Annotated in this window: 14 protein-coding genes; 7 read left to right on the forward strand and 7 right to left on the reverse strand. The window is 68.6% G+C overall.

Translation table 11 applies throughout. The features are described from left to right. Positions 1-50 precede the first annotated feature (50 nt). Positions 51-1,169 (reverse strand): hypothetical protein, encoded by a 1,119-nt coding sequence (locus ABIC53_RS12985; protein WP_354451784.1) that lies wholly within the window; start codon positions 1,167-1,169, stop codon positions 51-53. Between the two features lie 463 nt (positions 1,170-1,632). Here ABIC53_RS12985 and dnaB point away from each other — a divergent pair, with 463 nt between their 5' ends. From dnaB to ABIC53_RS13005, 4 genes are all read left to right on the forward strand, one after another. Continuing rightward, positions 1,633-3,003: a replicative DNA helicase gene (gene dnaB, locus ABIC53_RS12990; RefSeq protein WP_036304736.1), complete on the forward strand. Its 1,371-nt coding sequence runs from the start codon at positions 1,633-1,635 to the stop codon at positions 3,001-3,003. A 73-nt stretch (positions 3,004-3,076) separates the two neighbouring features. Then, a complete protein-coding gene (locus ABIC53_RS12995; protein ID WP_354451786.1) occupies positions 3,077-3,424 on the forward strand; it encodes a hypothetical protein in 348 nt (115 codons plus the stop codon). Beyond that, positions 3,421-4,323: an ATP-grasp fold amidoligase family protein gene (locus tag ABIC53_RS13000; protein WP_354451788.1), complete on the forward strand. Its 903-nt coding sequence runs from the start codon at positions 3,421-3,423 to the stop codon at positions 4,321-4,323. The genes ABIC53_RS12995 and ABIC53_RS13000 overlap by 4 nt, the downstream gene beginning before the upstream one ends. A 93-nt stretch (positions 4,324-4,416) precedes the next feature. Next, entirely contained in the window at positions 4,417-4,683 is a 267-nt protein-coding gene (locus ABIC53_RS13005) for a hypothetical protein (protein WP_354451790.1), read from the forward strand. Here ABIC53_RS13005 and ABIC53_RS13010 read toward each other — a convergent pair. Further along, on the reverse strand, positions 4,656-5,087 hold the full coding sequence (locus ABIC53_RS13010; protein WP_354451792.1) for a YkvA family protein: 432 nt from the start codon (positions 5,085-5,087) through the stop codon (positions 4,656-4,658). The two genes, ABIC53_RS13005 and ABIC53_RS13010, sit on opposite strands and share 28 nt — an antisense overlap. A 157-nt stretch (positions 5,088-5,244) precedes the next feature. Between ABIC53_RS13010 and ABIC53_RS13015 the strand changes: the two genes are divergently transcribed. Then, on the forward strand, positions 5,245-6,567 hold the full coding sequence (locus ABIC53_RS13015) for an APC family permease (RefSeq protein ID WP_354451794.1): 1,323 nt from the start codon (positions 5,245-5,247) through the stop codon (positions 6,565-6,567). Positions 6,568-6,652: 85 nt separating this feature from the next. On the opposite strand, the gene ABIC53_RS13020 is transcribed toward ABIC53_RS13015, so the two are convergent. The 5 genes from ABIC53_RS13020 to ABIC53_RS13040 all read right to left on the reverse strand — a co-directional run bounded on the left by ABIC53_RS13020 (position 6,653) and on the right by ABIC53_RS13040 (position 14,760). Beyond that, positions 6,653-8,065, reverse strand: a complete 1,413-nt coding sequence (locus tag ABIC53_RS13020; protein ID WP_354451796.1) for a phytoene desaturase family protein — start codon at positions 8,063-8,065, stop codon at positions 6,653-6,655. Further along, complete coding sequence (locus ABIC53_RS13025) at positions 8,062-8,952, reverse strand: UbiA family prenyltransferase (RefSeq protein WP_354451798.1); 891 nt, start codon at positions 8,950-8,952, stop codon at positions 8,062-8,064. Before ABIC53_RS13025 ends, ABIC53_RS13020 begins: the two co-directional genes overlap by 4 nt. Before the next feature lie 4 nt (positions 8,953-8,956). Beyond that, on the reverse strand, positions 8,957-10,519 hold the full coding sequence (locus ABIC53_RS13030) for a cryptochrome/photolyase family protein (protein ID WP_354451800.1): 1,563 nt from the start codon (positions 10,517-10,519) through the stop codon (positions 8,957-8,959). Between the two features lie 61 nt (positions 10,520-10,580). Then, positions 10,581-11,531, reverse strand: a complete 951-nt coding sequence (locus tag ABIC53_RS13035) for an ATP-grasp domain-containing protein (protein ID WP_354451802.1) — start codon at positions 11,529-11,531, stop codon at positions 10,581-10,583. A 67-nt stretch (positions 11,532-11,598) separates the two neighbouring features. Then, entirely contained in the window at positions 11,599-14,760 is a 3,162-nt protein-coding gene (locus ABIC53_RS13040) for a chitobiase/beta-hexosaminidase C-terminal domain-containing protein (protein ID WP_274179166.1), read from the reverse strand. 343 nt (positions 14,761-15,103) lie between these two features. On the opposite strand from ABIC53_RS13040, the gene ABIC53_RS13045 reads away from it, so the two are divergent. Continuing rightward, a complete protein-coding gene (locus tag ABIC53_RS13045) occupies positions 15,104-16,741 on the forward strand; it encodes an ABC transporter substrate-binding protein (protein ID WP_354451803.1) in 1,638 nt (545 codons plus the stop codon). Positions 16,742-16,751: 10 nt separating this feature from the next. Then, positions 16,752-17,741 (forward strand): ABC transporter permease, encoded by a 990-nt coding sequence (locus tag ABIC53_RS13050; protein WP_112615363.1) that lies wholly within the window; start codon positions 16,752-16,754, stop codon positions 17,739-17,741.

A 17,741-nucleotide genomic window follows, 5' to 3' on the forward strand; every position in this document is an offset into this window, starting at 1 on the left:
ATGGCGCTGCGCGCCGATGGTCGTGCCGCTCGAGCGCGGCCGGCCGTTCGTCAGTCAGGAGAGACGTCGGTGGGGTAGACGGGCGAGATCGGGCCCGTCGAGTTCGTGAGGCGTCCGCGGCGTCCGGGGAGCAGGAACGCTGCTCCGGCGAATGCGAACAGGGCTGCGGCGATACCGCCTCCGGCAGCGGCGGCGCCGGCCGAGGCCGCGCCCGGAGCGCTGACGGCGAGGCCACCCGACGCCGGTGCGCCCAGAGCGAGCGCATGACCCGCGACGGCGGGTGCCGCGCTGGCCGCCGCGGCGAACAGTTCGGATGAGGGCGCGAGAACCTCGGCCGACGTCGCCAGGACGCCGAAAATGCCGAATGGGCCGTCGGTCGACGTGGACGTAGCCAGGTCGCGTGCCAGACCGAGGGCGACGGCGGAAAGCGCGTCCAGCGGCGAGCTGGTGGCGATTCCGGGCTCCGGCGTCTCGCCGGGAAGCAGGGGGACGAACGGCTGCGAGCCGCCGGGTACAACGGCATCCGTGATCGGGACGATGACGGGAGTCAGCGCGTCCGTGACGGGCGCGAGGGCATCGGTCACCGGAGCGAGCACCGCCACGACGGGTGCCAGGGCGCCGTCGAGGATGCCGAGCACGGGAGTCACGGGGGCGCCGACGGCATCGGTCACCGGAGACAGTGAGCCGACGATCGGTGCGACGACAGGCGCGAGGTTCTCCGTGACGGGCGCCGCGACATCCGAAACGGGCTCGATGACGGGAGCCACGGTGTCGGCGACCGACTCGACCACGTCTGCGACCGGCTGCACGGCCGGAGCGATGACGTTCTGCGCGACGGGCTCGACCACCTCGCGGACGACCGGTTCGACGACCGGCGCGACGGCGGGAGGGGCCGACTGCACGACGGGGGCGACAGCCTGCACGACGGGGTCTGCGACGCGGGCCACAGGCTGGACGACAGTGTCGAGCACCGGAGCGACGACGTCTTCGACGGCACGGTCGACCGGATCGGTGACGGCGGAGACGATGCCCTGCAGGGGCCCAGTCTCTTCGTCGGCCGCGTAGCTCGCGGGCGCGAGTGCGAGGGAGAGCGCCGTCCAGGCGAAGGCGAGACCGACGCCGGTGCCGAGGATCGGCACCCAGCGAGGCGCACGGCGGTGCTGGGCCATGACGAGCGATCACCTCCCCCGAGAGCGTCGACATCGTTCGCACGGGAGACCCCGTGCCGTCGGATACTGCTTGGCGAAGAAAGATACTCCTGTCTCGGGCGACTGTCTAGGGTTCCGCTGAGTTCGTCATGAGCCCGTCCTGAGGATGCCGCGCCGGGGGCGCCGAGTCGACTTGACAAGGCGGGCGTTTTACACAAGTGAGTCCCCAGATGAACAACCTTCAAGTGAGACTTCAACCACGATCTTCATCCACAGGTTGGGGAAACTTAAACCCCTGATCAACGCCTACTAAGTCGTAGACTTTCCACGTATCCCCGGGCGTTTTCCACAGGACTTCTTCACAACCGTCGCGGCGTTTCCCGCATCCTCTCCACAGAGTTATCCACAGGCCGGTTTGCGGGTGTCGGACGCCCTCCATACCGTGTACTCCGGCTCGGTCACAGGCCAGGATGCGGGGGTGCGGATGTCGATCGCGGACATCTCTGACGACAGGCTCGGCGGACGGCGCGAACCCGATCGCACCCCGCCGCACGACATGCTCGCCGAGCAGAGCACGCTCGGCGGAATGCTGCTGTCGAAGGATGCCGTCGCCGACGTCATCGAGACGCTCCGGGGCACCGACTTCTATGTGCCCAAGCACGAGCTCATCTACGAGGCGCTGCTCTCGCTGTACTCCCATGGTGAGCCGACCGATGTCGTGGCCGTCACCGACGAGCTCATCAAGAACGGCGAGCTGCAGCGCGCTGGCGGGGCCGACTATCTGCACACGCTGACATCCATCGTCCCGACCGCGGCGAACGCCGGCTACTACGCGACGATCGTCAACGAGCGCGCCCTGCTGCGCCGCCTCGTCGAGGCCGGAACCCGCATCGTCCAGATGGGCTACAACGGCCAGGGCGACGCGGTCGACCTCGTCAACAACGCACAGGCCGAGATCTACTCGGTCACCGGTGCCGAGAAGGCCGAGGACTACGTCCCCCTCGAGGTCGCCGTCACCGCTGCCATCGACGACATCGAAGCCGCACGTGGTCGCGATGGCCAGATGACCGGCATCCCGACCGGCTTCTCCGGGCTCGACCAGCTGACCAACGGCCTGCATCCCGGTCAGATGATCGTCGTCGCGGCGCGTCCCGCCATGGGTAAGTCGACGCTCGCGCTCGACTTCGCCCGCGCCGCCGCGATCAAGAACAACTCGCCCACGATCTTCTTCTCGCTCGAGATGGGGCGCAGCGAGATCGCGATGCGCCTCATGAGCGCCGAGGGCGCCGTGCCGCTGCAGTCGATGCGCAAGGGAACCCTCGACTCACGCGACTGGACCACCGTCGCCGCGACGCGTGGCCGCATCAACGACGCTCCGCTCTACATCGACGACAGCCCCAATATGACGCTCGTCGAGATCCGCGCGAAGTGCCGCCGCCTCAAGCAGCGCGTGGGCCTCAAGATGGTCGTGATCGACTACCTGCAGCTGATGACCAGCGGTAAGCGCGTCGAGTCGCGCCAGCAGGAGGTCTCGGAGTTCTCGCGTGCGCTCAAGCTGCTCGCGAAAGAGCTGCAGGTTCCCGTCATCGCGCTGTCGCAGCTGAACCGTGGTGCCGAGCAGCGTGCCGACAAGAAGCCGGCGATCAGCGACCTGCGTGAGTCGGGCTCGATCGAGCAGGATGCCGACATCGTCATCCTGCTGCACCGCGAGGCGGCCTACGAGAAGGACAGCCCGCGTGCCGGCGAGGCCGACCTCATCGTCGCGAAGCACCGTAACGGTCCGACCGACACGGTCACGGTGGCGTTCCAGGGTCACTTCTCGCGGTTCACCGACATGGCCGTGGGGATGGACTGAACGGTCAGCCGACGACCGTTATAGTCCAGTGCGCGCGATCACGCGCATCCACCCTCGGCCCGTTGGGAGCCTGATGCCGTCCCGCAGTAAAGAGACGCTCGAGCGCTGGCTCGGCGAGTTCCACGAGCAGCGGGGAGCGGGTGAGCTCATCCGCGTCCTCGTGCAGGACGGTTCGGAGGGATCGGACACGGGGCTCGTCGTCGTGCCCCTCGCGAACTCCTCCGTGTCGGTGTTCATGGAGCCCATCGAGATCGGCGATGCCCGCTGGCGGATCACCATCGAACCGCAGCCCGACTTCACCATTCTCAGCAGCTTCCAGATGCACGCGCTCGCCGCCGAGTTCACCGTCGCCGCCGAGCTCTGCGCGTTCCTCGAGGCGAAGTCGATCGGTCACGACGAAGGCGACCTCGACGAGTCGTGACACCTCGCCATCATGGCGTCCGCTGGCGCGAGCGCAGCCGGCTGGTTCGGATGCTGCGCCTGTGGCGCACCCGCAATCCGACGACGTTCCGTGAGAAGGTGCGGTACAAGATGCTGCGCGACCGCCGCAGCCTCATCGTCACCTTCGCCGACAAGGCCGCCGTGCGCGACCACGTCGCCGCGGTCATCGGCGAGCAGTACCTGCCCCGCGCCTACGCGATCGTCGAAGATCCGCAGAGCCTGCTGGACCTCGACTGGCCCGATGCCTACGTCGTGAAGCCGACGCACGGGAGCGGCGCTGCGATCGTCGTGTCCGCCGCCGCCTCCGCGGATGCCCGGCTTCCGGAAGCGCGCTGGGGCTGGGTCTATCGGCACGTGCGTCCCGAGTTCGCGAACCCGCACGACCTCGCGGCGATCGCCGCGGGCTGGCTCGCCAAGCTCTACGGTCAGGGCCCGAATCGCGAGTGGGTCTACGGACAGGTGCCGCGCCGAGTCATCGTCGAGGAGTTCCTGGTCGGTGCCGACAGCGGCATCCCGGACGACTACAAGTTCTTCGTCTTCCATGGGCGATGCCACTTCATCCAGGTCGACGGCGGACGCTTCGGCGGTCGCACGCAGGACTTCTTCCGACCCGACTGGAGCCGCATCCCGATGAGTGGCGGCCCGCCCTGGGCTGATCCCGAGCGCTCGCGGCCGGCGCATCTCGACGAGATGATCAGCATCGCCGAGCGGCTCGGCGAGGGCACCGACTTCGTGCGCGTCGATCTGTACGACGTCGACGGTCGCGTCGTCTTCGGCGAGCTCACGAGCTTCCCCGCCGGCGGCGACAGCCCGTTCGATCCGGAGTCGTACAACACCGAGTTCGGCCGCCCCTGGACAGTGCCGCGGCGCTACCGCTGACGCTGTGCCTCACCCGTGCGCCGGATGCTCGCGCGCGAGGTTTCCACCGTACGGCGGAGGCGCGGCCCACTCAGCCCGCATAGCGTCGTATCCATGAGCACTGCCCTCGCCAACCAGCCCGCCGACCGTGCGACGCGAGAGGCGTCCCGCCTGCAAACGGCGAGGACCTGGCTGCCGGTCGGATCGGCCATCGCCCTGCTGGCTCTCATCGCCTGGGCCATCGTGGCCGGCATGAGCGGGTCGCCCGCGGGGACCATCGCGTCGACGTCGGGTGCCGTGGCCGTCACGGTCGCGTGGAGCACGGGCCTCGTCGGCATCACCGCGCGCCTGCGTCAACTCGACGAAGCGCGGGCTTCGTAACCGACGAGTGAGAGCAGGCTGCGCAGCCCGGCATCCGTTCCCGGCCAGTGGCGCTCGATCGCGGGCATGCCGGCGTGTCTCACCGCGAACCTCAACGCGATCGCAACGATGATCGCGTCGTCCGCGTAGCCGAGAACCGGGATGACGTCGGGAACCAGGTCGATCGGCGACAGGAGGTAGGCCAGCAGCGCGATCAGCCACCATCGCGTGGCTCGCGGCACGTCGCGATCCGCGATCAGCCTGCGGATGAGCCGGAGCACGTCGGGCACCAACCGTGCGAGTTCCCGCCAGTCGGTCGTGGTCCCCGAGCGACGCTGCTGGACCCAGAGCACCACGATCAGTGCGACCCACAGCACGAGGATGCCGCCGGCGATGCCCAGGACGATCACCCACCACTCCGGCATCCCCGGCCTCCGTTTCCGACGCTCGTGTGCGTCTGGGCACGGAGGTGAGGCTACCGCCTCGCCCGCGGTCGGCCGCGCGGTCGGGGTCTGGGCTCATCCGCGGGTCTGCTGTCAAGCCGCTACGGGTTTCGGGATGCCGCGATCTAGCGTTCGCGGAATGAGCAAGACCGATACCCCCGCGCCCACTCGCCTTCGGCGAGGAATCGGCGGACCGCTGCTGTTCGCCTTCATCCTCGGTGACGTTCTGGGCGCAGGTGTCTATGCGCTGATGGGGGTGCTGGCCGAGCGTGTCGGCGGAATGCTGTGGGCGCCCCTCCTCGCCGCCCTCGTGCTCGCGCTGCTCACCGCCGGGTCGTACGCCGAGCTGGTGACGAAGTACCCGCGGGCCGGCGGCGCGGCCGTCTTCGCCGAGCGCGCGTTCAAGAACAGGCTCGTGTCGTTCCTCGTCGGCTTCTGCATGCTGGCCGCGGGTGTCGTGAGTGCGGCGGGGCTGTCGATCGCCTTCGCCGGTCAGTACTTGCAGACGTTCGTCGAGGTTCCCGTGGTGCCGGTCGCCATCGTGTTCCTCGCCGTGCTCGCGGCTCTCAATGCCCGCGGCATCCGGGAGTCGATGGGCGCGAACTTCGTCATGACCGCCATCGAGGTCTCCGGGCTGGTGATCGTCGTGGTCGTGGTCGGGTTCCTCCTCGCCGGCGGTGGCGGGGATGTGTCGCGCGTCACGCAGGTGCCCGAGGGCACCGGCGTCGCGTCGGCCGTGCTCGCCGGAGCGATCATCGCGTATTACTCCTTCGTGGGCTTCGAGACGTCGGCGAACATGATCGAAGAGGTCAAGGAACCCTCGAAGATGTACCCGCGCGCTCTGTTCGCCGCCCTCGGAGCAGCCGGGCTGGTCTACGTGCTGGTCGGCCTCGCGAGCAGCATCGCTCTGCCGCCCGAAGAATTGTCGAGCTCGAGCGGCCCCCTCCTCGCTGTCGTCGAAGCGAGCGGCGTCGCCATCCCCTCGTGGCTGTTCAGCCTCATCGCGCTCATCGCCGTCGCCAACGGTGCGCTGCTGACGATGATCATGGCGAGCCGTCTCACGTACGGCATGGCAGAGCAGGGGCTGCTGCCGCGCGCTCTGTCGCGGGTGCTGCCCGGGCGGCAGACGCCGTGGGTGGCGATCCTCGCCACGACGCTCGTCGCGATGCTGCTGACGCTCGTGGGCGACCTGGCGCTGCTCGCCGAGACGGTCGTCCTGCTGCTGCTCTTCGTCTTCCTGAGCGCGAACATCTCGGTGCTCGTCCTGCGCCGCGACCGCGTCGATCACGATCACTTCCGCGTCTGGACGTTCGTTCCCGTGCTCGGCGTCGCGTCGTGCCTGCTGCTGCTCAGCCAGCAGACGCTGCGGGTGTGGATCTTCGGCGCCATCCTCATCGTGGTCGGCGTCGGGTTGTACTTCCTGGCCCGGTGGGCGCGCGGTCGCGGGGAGCTTCCGTCGTGACCGCAACCGAGGAGATCTGCATTTCGGAGGGCTGAAGCCCTGCGCGACGTCCTCCCGACAGCAGATCTCCTCGGCTGTAAACCGCTCAGGCCGGATGCCGCTTGAGCAGCTTCGACGTGACGATCATCGCGCCGCCCAGCACGGCGGGGATGCCGCCGCCCGGATGCACCGACGCGCCGACCCGCCACAGCCAGGGTGCGCGGAGGTCGTGCTGCGCGGGCTGGTGCAGCGGGCCGCTCATCCACAGCGGTCGCGATGCGCCGTAGAGGGCGCCGTGGGGCTCGCCGAACGAGCCGAAGTAGCGGGGGTCGAGCACGGTCGTCTCGGTCATCGCGTCGGTGAGGAGTCCGTCGAGGCCCATGGCCCCCGAGATGCGCTCGATCTCGCGCGTCACGAACGGGTGGTCGAGCGAGTAGCCCTGGCCATCGGCGGGGCTGGTCAGCAGCACGGCGAGGGTGCTGCGATCGTTCGGGTAGATCTCGCCCGCGCGGTAGTGGTTGACGAACGCCATCGTGTCGGCGGGCTCGTCGCCCGCCGCGAGACTGCGGTGCAGGGCAGCGGGCTTCGTCGGTAGGATGACGCTGTGCGCGGCGATCCGCTCGGGCAGAGGCTTCTCGAGCACGCCGTAGATCGCGACGGCCGAGCACGACAGCGACGGTGAACCGGGAGTCAGCCGGCGGCGGCCCAGCAGCGCGTCGAGCCGCGAGGCGTCGAGACCGCTCACGACGACATCCGCGTCGTGCACGCCGCGGTCTGTTGTCACCCGGCCGCGCTCGATGCGCGTGACGCGCTCGCCGGTGCGGATCTCGACGCCCGCGGCATCCGCCAGCCGCTGCAGGGCGACGACGATCTCGAACACCCCGCCACGGGGCACCCAGACCCCGTCGGCGGCCATGACGGCGGGCATGCTCGCGTACAACGCCGGGGTGCGGGAGGGGGAGACGCCCGCATTGAGGGTGTGGATCGCGATGATCTCGCGCAGCCCCTCGGGCATCCAGGTGAGGCTGTCGAGGTAGGCGCGGGTGCTGAGGCGTCGACCGTACACGGCGAGCAGTCGCTGCAGCGCGGGCAGCGACGCGCGGTCGAGCGGGTCGGCGACCAGCAGCGCGGCGACGTCGCCCGCGAGGGGTGCGTGCTCGTCGCTGAATCGCTTCCACGCCGGGTACCAGGGGTGCCCTTCCGGCACGGGCAGCGACACCTCTTCGCCCCGGTAGTAGTAGCGGCCGACCTCATCGAGACGGACGAGGTCGAGCCCACCGGCATCCGTGCTGGTTCGCGACCCCGCGCCCAACCGGCGCAGCAGCTCATCCCAGACGGACGGGAAGGTGACGAGCGACGGCCCGGTGTCGATGCGCTCGCCGTCGAGCTCGATGCGCCGGCTCTTGCCGCCGACGGTCTCGGCCGCTTCGAGCAGCGTCACGCGGTGGCCGGCGTGGGCGAGCAGGGCGGATGCCGCGAGCCCGCCGAGGCCGGCTCCGACGACGACGATGCGGCTCATGGATAGATCCCCAGGAACATGGCGGCGAGCAGCAGCCCGCTCGCGACCGATCCCGCGATGTACGGGAAGGCGACGGACAGCGGATACAGCTTGCGGCCGGTGGCGGGTGTCGGGCGCAGCAGCATCCAGACGACGAGGGTCCCGGCGAGGGCGAGGTTGACGAGCGCGACGGGCAGGCTGATGAGCGCGAAGAGCACGGTCGAGATGAGCCACCAGGCGCCACTCCACAGGGCGGTGCCGCGCGGGCCGAGCAGTACCGCGGTGGTGGTGATGCCCGCCTCGCGGTCTTCCTCGATGTCCTGCACGGCGTCGTAGGCGTGCTTCGCGACGCTCCAGGCGAGCAGCCCGACGACGGCGGGCCAGACCGGCGGCGCCTCGAGGGCGACCGGCAGGATCAGCAGCGGCAGGCCGTAGGCGGCGTTGCTCAGCGAATCGAGGAACGGGCGCGCCTTGAACCGCAGCGGTGGGGCGGAGTAGAAGACGAACACGCCCGCGTAGAGCAGGATCAGCCCGACGGCGGCGAGCGGAAGCGCGATGACGAAATAGATCAGGAACGGGATGTTGGTGACCGCCACCGCCCAGGCGATGAGCTTCACCTCGCGCGGCTCGATGCGCGCGCCCTCGATCGAACCCTTGCGCGGGTTCAGCGCATCCGTGTCCTGGTCGAAGATGTCGTTCACGCCGTAGATCAGCAGGTTGAACGGCAGCGTCAGCCAGATCAGCAGCGGGATCGCGGCGACGTCGATGAGCTGACCGGTCAGCCACATGCCGAGCGCGCCGGTGCCGATCGTGTTGATCCACAGAACGGGCCGTGAGATGTGGACGAGGCGCGCAAGCGTCGATGTCGGACGGGTGATGGCGTCGCTCCTGGGTTCGGGTGTCGTCACTATCTCACCATCGGCCGGATGGTCGTGAATCGGTGACGTCGCCGCGCCGGATGGCGTCGGCGCGGGCGCGGATCGCGGTGATCTCGTCGTCGTCGAGGCGGCCCAGGTTCTTCACCTGCAGCGCCATGCGGTGGTTCTCGGCGAGGGGCGCCTCGTGCCGGATGAGGTAGTCCCAGTAGAGAGTGGTGAAGGGGCAGGCATCCTCGCCGATCCGCTTCGCGGGGTCGAACGGGCACGTCTTGCAGTACGGGCTCATGCGATCGATGTACTTGCCGGTCGCGGCGTACGGCTTGCTGCCCATGAGCCCGCCGTCGGCGTACTGGCTCATCCCGAGCGTGTTCGGAAGCTCGGCCCACTCGACCGCATCGACGTACACCGCGAGGTACCAGGCGTGCACCTCGCGCGGGTCGACGCTGAGCAGCATCGCGTAGAGACCGGTGACCATGAGGCGCTGGATATGGTGCGCGTACCCGTTCTCGAGCGTCGTGCCGATGGCATCCCTCAGGCAGGCCATGGGTGTGTCGCCCGTCCAGTACCAGTCAGGCAGCGGTTCGAACGCCTCGAAAGCGTTCCGCTGGATGTAGCCGGGCATCTGCGTCCAGTAGATCCCGCGCACATACTCGCGCCACCCGAGGATCTGCCGGATGAATCCCTCGACCGCCGCAAGAGGCGCACGCTGCGACCGGTACGCCTCCTCGGCGGCCGCGACCACCTCGCGCGGATGCAGCAGCTTCAGGTTCATCGACGATGACAGGTGCGCGTGCCAGAGCCAGGGCTCGCCCGGCCACATCGCGTCCTGAGCGTCACCGAAGCCCGGGAGCCGCTCGTCGATGAACAGGTCGAGCGCTTCGAGCGCCTGCGGGCGAGTGACCGGCCACGCGAACGTGTCGAGCGAACCGGGGTGCTCGGCGAACTCCGTGTCGACGAGCGCGATCACCTCGCGCGTGATCTCATCGGGCGCGAAGGTCGCGCGGGGCGGCACGAGACCGGGACCCTGCTTCGGGAACGCCTTGCGGTTGTCGGCGTCGTAGTTCCATTCGCCGCCGACGGGCTGCCCGCGCCCGGTCATGAGGATGCCGTGCCGCTTGCGCATCTCGCGGTAGAAGTACTCCATCCGCAGGGTCGCCCGGCCCTCGGCGTGCTCGGCGAACTCGGCGATGGTCGAGAAGAAGTGCCGGTCGATGCGGATGTCGAGCGGGATGCCGGCGGCATCCGCCGTCTGCTGCAGCGCTTCGCGCACGCGCCACTCGCCGGGCTCGGTCATCACGAGCGCCTCGGGCTTCAGCTTCTCCAGGTCGGCGGCGAGCTGGCCGGCGAATGTGCCTGAGTTCCCCCGTGCGTCGAGCTCCGCGTAGTGCAGGGTGTGCCCGGCGTCGCGCTGGTCCTCGGCGAAGTGGCGCATCGCGGCGAGGAACACCGCGGTGCGCGGCTTCGAGCTCCAGACGTGGGTGGACTCTTCGGCGACCTCCGCCATCCAGACGGCATCCTGCGCCGGGTCGAAGTCGTCGAAGGCGCTCGCGTCGGGGTCGAGCTGGTCGCCCAGGACGATCACGAGGTTTCGGAGCACGGTGTCAGCGTAGGAAGAGCCTCGGATGCGGCCTATCGGTTGTGCGTGAGGCGGGGCTGCGCTAGTTGCGTGCTTCGCCGAGCAGTCCGCCGAGGAATCGGGCGATCTCGCCCGGCCCGGATGCGTGAGCCGAGGCCTCGACGTCGGGGTTGTAGTTCGTGTTCGTGTTGAGGTCGTAGGTGACGAGTCGCCCGTCGATCGTCTCGACGAACTCGATCCCGGCGATGCGGATGTCGACGGCGCGAAGGAAGTCGCGGTGCTGCACGACCAGGGGATGGTCGGCGGTGATCTCGTCGCGCAGCGCGAAGGGCGGATAGGCCGGGGTGGCGCCCGTGCCCGCGGCGGGGTCGACGACGCACGCATCGGCGGGGCAGAGCTCGAAGCTGCCGGCGCTCGTGTCGACGCGCACGGCGTAGACGAACTCGCCGCCGACGTACTCGGCGCGGGTGACGAACGGCTCACGGGCGAACAGGAACTCCTGGATGAGTGTGATGCCGTCGGGGGATGCCTCGAACTCGGGGCCGTCGACCCAGGCGTCGAACTCGTCGTGGGAGTCCCAGCGGCGGACGCCGAGACCCTTGCCGCCCTGGTTGTGCTTGCTGATGAACGGCACCGGGAACTCGCGTGCGCGCTCCTTCAGGTCACCGGTGCCGAAGACGGCGACGGTGTGCGGGACGTCGATGCCGCTCGTCCGCAGGGCGGCATGCTGGGCGACCTTGCTGACCTCGAACTCGAGGACGTGGCTGCCGCCGATCACCGTGCGGCCCCACGACTCGAGCCAGCGGAGCACCGCGCGGCCGTACTCCTTCGACTGCGCGTGATCGCGCGTGTGCGCCGATGCCGACAGCCGCGACCAGAAGACCCCCTGCGGCGGCTCGGCGGACAGATCGATGGATCCGTCGGTGAGCAGCCACTGCTCGGCGGGGACGTCCTCGGCGGCGAACGCGGCCGCGAAGGGCGCCCACCACTCGGGGTTCTCGTGGATCACGTACACCTTCGGCGACAACGACATCCCGTCAGGCTAAGCCGGAGAGGCGGGTCCGGGCGCACCCGGACCCGCCTCTGTGCGGTCGCTCAGCTCACCGCAGGGTGAACTCGACCGTCGTCGTGTTGCCGGCGACGTCGTGCACGACGAGCGTGTTCGTCCCCGACACGGCACCGAAGACCCCGGGCTTCACGAAGTTGACGTCCGACCACGCGTTGTTCGTCAGGTCCTTCGTCACGCCGTTCAGCACGGCCTTGTCGATGTTGCCCGCGTCGTGCAGCTTGAAGCTCACCAGCGAGTAGTCGTCGCCGTCCCGGGCCGTGAACGACGCCCCGTCCTTCACCGTGACGGTCGGCGCGGTGGCGTCGATCGTCACGTCGAACGTCTTCGTCTGCGCGACATTGCCGGCCAGATCGTGCGCGTTGTAACGGACCGTGTAGGTGCCGTCGGGCAGCGTCACCGAAGCCGCGTGCGTCGCGGCTGCGGCGCCGTCGACGGCGGTCTGCGTGCTCTTGACGAGCGTGCCGTCACGGTACACGTTGGCCACGATGCGCGCGAGCCCGCGGTCGTCGGTTGCGTCGACCTTCAGATCGAGCGACCGATGCGGACCGGCGGTCGTCGGAGCGGTGAGTGTCACCACCGGCTTGACCGTGTCAGGCTCGGGCTCCGGCGTCGAGGCCACGACCACCTGCACGTCGTCGACGAAACCGGTGTTGTCGCCCTCGGTCGTCGTCGCGACGAACGAGATCGTGTGCTCGCCCTCCTCGACGGTGAACGGTTCGGTCTCGTACGCGGTGTACTTCCCATCCCGCGTCGGCACGAAGTGCCCGAGGTTCTGGTCGTCCACGAGAACGTCGAACTCCTGCTGACCGCCGAACCCCACGCGATTCGCCGCCGCGAAGGTGATCGCGAAGGTGCCGGCCGGGAACCGCACGGTCTGGTCGATGCGGCTCGCGAGCCCCGAATCGCTCTTCAGGTACGCCGTGCGCTCGCCCTGCGGGGCGGGGAAAGCGGGCTGGAAGACGCTGTTGTTGTGCTGGATGCCGGCACGCGCACTGAACGTCCATCCGTTGACCATCGGTCCGTTCGACGTCCCGCCGGTGGCGGGCCGCTCGAAGCCGGCGTTGTAGATGGTGACGATCGGCTGTTCCTCGGGAACGTCGGGGTTCACGAAGCACCGGTTGTCGCCGCCCGGGTTCGGATCGCCGCCGAAGCTCGCGGCGGTGCAGTCGACGCCGCCGGTGAAGGTGCCGTAGCGGAACAGGCCATCCGAGCCGAACGCGACGCTCGCCTCGCCCTCGAAGATGCAGTCGCCGCGGTCCTGGTACTGGCAGAAGGCGTACCCGTCGGGGGCGTTCTGCACGTCACGCACCTTGTACAGCCGCGAGGTCACCCCGGAGTCCTCGAGCCCATCGCCGACCGCGATCGCCCGGAGGTAGGTGGTCTTGAGCGGCTCGAGCACGATCTGCCCCGTGTAGAGCGTCGAGTCCGCCGTCGGGACGCTGCCGTCCGTCGTGTACCGGATCTCGGCGTCGGGCGTCCCGGTCGTGATGCTCACGGCCTCGACCGACTCGTAGAGCCCGGGCTCGAGGCTGAACACCGGGGCGTCCGCGACCCCCGGCTCGGACGCGGGAGTCACGAGCACCTGAGCGACGCCGTACACGCCGTCGGCCAGGGTCGCGCGGATCGCGACGGTGCGCTCGGTGTCGACATCCGGCGCCGTGAAGACGCCGTTCGCGTCGACCGAGCCGTTATCCTCCCCGACGACCGACCAGGTCAGGTCACCGGCTCCATCGATGATGCGGGCGTCGAGGTCGAGCTGCGACCCGCCGGCGATGGTCGACTCGACCGGGTCGACGGCCACCTGTGTCGCCGCCGGCGAGGTCGTGTAGATGGCGAAGGTGTTCTCGTCGCCGATCGCGTCGTCGGTGAACGCGTTGCTCGACGGCGTCAGCGTTCCCGATGACGCGGGCAGCAGCGCATTCTTCTCCCGCTCGACGATCGAGTCGGAGTACGCCAGGCGCGTGAACGGCTCGCTGACGTCACCGCCGGTGAACTCCACGCGAACGTCCTTCGGCGAGCCCGACTGGGTCTCGACGAGCACGGTGAGCTCGCCGTCGCGATCCCGGAACGCAGTGGCGCGGACGTCGTCGTGCGAGGTCTCGGTTCCCAGCACCGTGCTGTGCTCGGGGATGTACCGCATGAGCAGGCCCGCCTCGTAGAAGGCCGCCGTCGGCTCGAGGCCGAGGACGAGCGAGTCCCACAGGTTGTAGGAGCCGTTCGTGTCACCCGCCGGGTCGTGGGTCATCACGCCGTTCAGCTGCCACACGAGGTTCGAGTGGACGCCGTTGTTGGCGCTGCCGATGATGTAGTTGGCGTAGCCGGTCTCCCAGACGCTCGTGCCGGGGTTGGTCCACCCCATCTCGGAGAGGTTCAACGGCGCGTCGCCGATCGTCGACCGGCGCTGGTCGATCGCGTCGCCGAGGAACTCGTACGACTCGCCGTAGAGGTGGAACGAGTACTGGTCGAAGACATCGCCCGCGTTCTCAGCCATGTACTGGGTCCAGTCAGGGGCGTTGACCTCCTCCGGACCCCAGATCTGCACCTCGCCGCGCAGGCCGTCCGCGATCAGCTGGTCGTGGACCTTGCGTGCCATCTCGGCGTAGTACGCCTTCTGGTCGGCCGGTCCCTCGAAGTCCCAGCTCCCGTTGGGTTCGTTGTAGAAGGTCAGGAAGTCGATGTTGTCGTAGCCACGTGCATTGATCAGCTCGTCGAGGAGAGCCGAAGCCGAGCGGCCGTAGGCGTCGAGGTCGCCGGGGGCGCTCTCGTAGGGCTTGGTCACGCCGGGGTAGAGGAACCAGTCGTGGACGCGCTCGCCGACCTTCCAACCGAAGTTCAGCAGGACCTCGGTTCCCGCCTGCTCGAACGCGTCGAGGTAACGGTAGAAGGCCCGCATCTCGGGGCTGTCGAAGTCGTACTGGCCCTTCTCCAGCTCCATCCAGTCGATCTGGAACCAGACGCGAGCGACCTTCGGCTGCAACGTGAGGATGCGCTCGACGTCGACCTCCCAGTCGGCGTCGTCGTAGCCGAGGCGGGTGGTGCCCTCGAGCAGGCTCCACGGGATGACGTTCACGCCGATGCCGAGGTAGTCCTCCTGCACGGTCTGATCGAGCGCGACGGTGACCGTCCGCTGCTCTGCGGGCGTGGTGTCGTCGGCGGTGGCGGGTGAGACCGGTCCGAGCGCGGCAGCGGCCACGGACCCGGCTATCACTGTGGCGGTCGCTGCGACTGCAGCGCCGATTCGTCGTTTCACGGGGGGATCTCCTATCTGCGTCGATGGAGCGCAGTCGCGCACGGGTTCGGGACCGTCGATGGCGACACCAGGTAGTGCGACTACGAACATCTGTTGTGGAGCACGGTATATCAGCGCTTCGACAGCCCACAAGAGCGAGTAGCCGGCTCAGATCTGTAGTGGGGCTACCCATTTCGGCTAATTTCAGATACTTTACTTTCGCCGGACCACCCGGCCCCGAGCCCGCACATCGACGTGTCGGAAAGGAACGACGATGATCCTCCGTACCCCTTGGTCCCGTGCCGCGATGCCACTCGCCGCGGGAGCCGTGGCGCTGCTGCTCGTCAGCGGCTGCGCTCCGCAGAGCGGCGACGACCGCGGAATCTCGATCTCGACGGGCGCGATCGGCGACATCACGAGGAACTTCAATCCGTTCTCGCCGAACGTGCTCCAGCCGACGCTCGGGGCGATCTACGAGCCGCTGTTCTTCTACAACAACCTCGCCGTCGGTGAGCCGAAGCCGATGCTCGGCACCGAGTACTCGTGGAACGACGAAGCGACGGAGCTGACGATCCAGGTCCGCGACGGGGTCACCTGGTCGGATGGCGAGGCCCTGACCGCGGATGACGTCGCCTTCACCTTCGACCTCATCGCCGACACCCCCGAGATCAACACCATCGGCTACACCGGCTCGGCCGAGGCGGTCGACGACGACACCGTCGTCGTCACCTTCGACGAGCCGTCGCTGCCGATCGGCCCCGAGCTCATCGGTCGCACCGCGATCGTGCCCGAACACCTCTGGTCCACGTACGACGACGTCGCCAACTTCGTCAACGAGGAGCCCGTCGGCACCGGACCGTTCACGCTCTCGACCTCCACGCCCCAGAGCTACGTCCTGCAGAAGAACACCTCGTACTGGCAGGAGGGCAAGCCCGCGCTCGAGACGCTGCGCTACGTCTCCTTCGCGAGCGGTGACGCGGCCACCACCGCGATGGTCAACGGCCAGCTCGACTGGAACACCGGACTGGTCCCCGACTTCGCCGACGAGGTCGAGTCGCACCCGACCCTCAATCAGATCAACACGCCCATCAACCAGACCGCGTGGATCTCGTGCGCCGACGCCTCGCTGGGCTGTTCCGGACCCCAGACAGACCCCGCCGTGCGGCTCGCCATCAGCCTCGGTCTCGACCGGCAGGAGATCATCGACATCGCCTTCGAGGGCCTCGGCGGCGCGGTCTCACCGGCCATGCTGCTGCCCGAGCGCGACGCGGAGTACATCGCGTCGGATCTCGGCGACACGACGTCACCGTCCGCCGACCCGGCGGCTGCCGCGGCCGTGCTCCAGGAGGCCGGGTGGGCTCCTGGAGCCGACGGCATCTACGAGAAGGACGGCGAGCGACTGAGCGTCACGGTGCAGGTTCCGCAGGAGTGGACCTCCTACGTCACCGCCGTCGAGGTCGCCTCGCAGCAGCTCGCCGACATCGGCATCGACCTGAAGCCCGAGGCGCTCCCCGGCGCGCAGTGGAACGAGAACCGGTTCTCGGGCAAGTTCTCGTTCACGATGGACGGCGTCTATCAGGGTCCGTCGGCCGATCCGTACTACATCTACGCGAACTACTACACGACCGCCGCCACGGCACCGGTCGGGGAGCAGGCTCCCACGAGCTACTCGCGCTACACCGACCCCGAGGTCGACGCGCTCGTCGATCAGGCCCGCGTCGAGGTCGACCCCGAGCGGCGGCGCGAGCTGTACTTCGAGATCCAGCGGATCATCGCGGCATCCATGCCCTATATCCCCGTGCTCGTCGTCCCGACGGTCACGTACTACAACACCGACGACGCCACCGGCTGGCCGACCGAGGACGACCTGTACGCGTTCCCGGCCGCCTGGTCGATCTGGAACCTGGGCGTCGTGGCGGCGAACCTGCAGCCGGTCGGGGAGTGAGCCGGCGGGGGTGAAGTACTACGCAAAAAAGCTCGCGTTCTACGCCATCGCGCTGTGGGCCGCCGTGACCCTGAACTTCTTCATCCCGCGCCTGCTGCCGGGCAACCCGGTCGACATCATGCTCGCGAAGCTCGCGCAGAAGGGCCCGGTCAGCCCGGCGGCGCGGCAGAGCCTCGAGCTGCTGCTGGGCACCGGCACCGACGTCCCCGTGTGGGAGGCGTACCTCGGGTACCTCCGCAACGTGGTGACGTTCGACTTCGGGCCTTCGATCACGTACTACCCGACGCCGGTCGTCGACGTCATCTCGCAGGCGCTGCCCTGGACGATCGTGCTCGTGGGGGTGTCGACCGTGCTCTCGTTCGTTCTCGGCATCACCCTCGGCACGATCGCCGGGTGGCGCCGCGGCGGCTGGCTCGACAACCTCATCCCCATCACGACGATGCTCCAGGCGGTGCCGTACTTCTGGATGGCCATCATCCTGGTGTACCTGCTGGCGGTCATCTGGCCGATCTTCCCGGCCTTCGGCGGGTACGACATCTACAGCACCATGCCGGGTTGGTCGGCCGACTTCGTGGGCAGCGCCGTGTACTACGCGTTCTTGCCCGCGCTCACGATCGTCATCAGCTCGGTCGGCGGCTGGATGCTGGGCATGCGCAACATGATGGTCGCGACGCTGTCGGAGGACTACATCACCACCGCCGAGGCGAAGGGCCTCTCTCCGGTGCGCGTGCGGCAGCGGTATGCCGCGCGAAACGCCATCCTCCCGTCCGTCGCCGGCTTCGCCCTCTCGCTCGGCTTCGTCGTCTCGGGCTCGCTCGTCACCGAGCAGGTCTTCTCGTATCCGGGCATCGGATACGCCCTGCTGCAGTCCGTGAACAACAACGACTACGCGCTCATGCAGGGACTCTTCCTCGTGATCACGCTGGCCGTGCTCGCCGCCAACCTCATCGTCGACCTCTTCTACGGAGTCATCGACCCCCGTACCCGGATCCGGAGGTAA

Source organism: Microbacterium sp. 1262 (assembly GCF_040544895.1).
Taxonomy (GTDB): Bacteria; Actinomycetota; Actinomycetes; order Actinomycetales; family Microbacteriaceae; genus Microbacterium; species Microbacterium plantarum.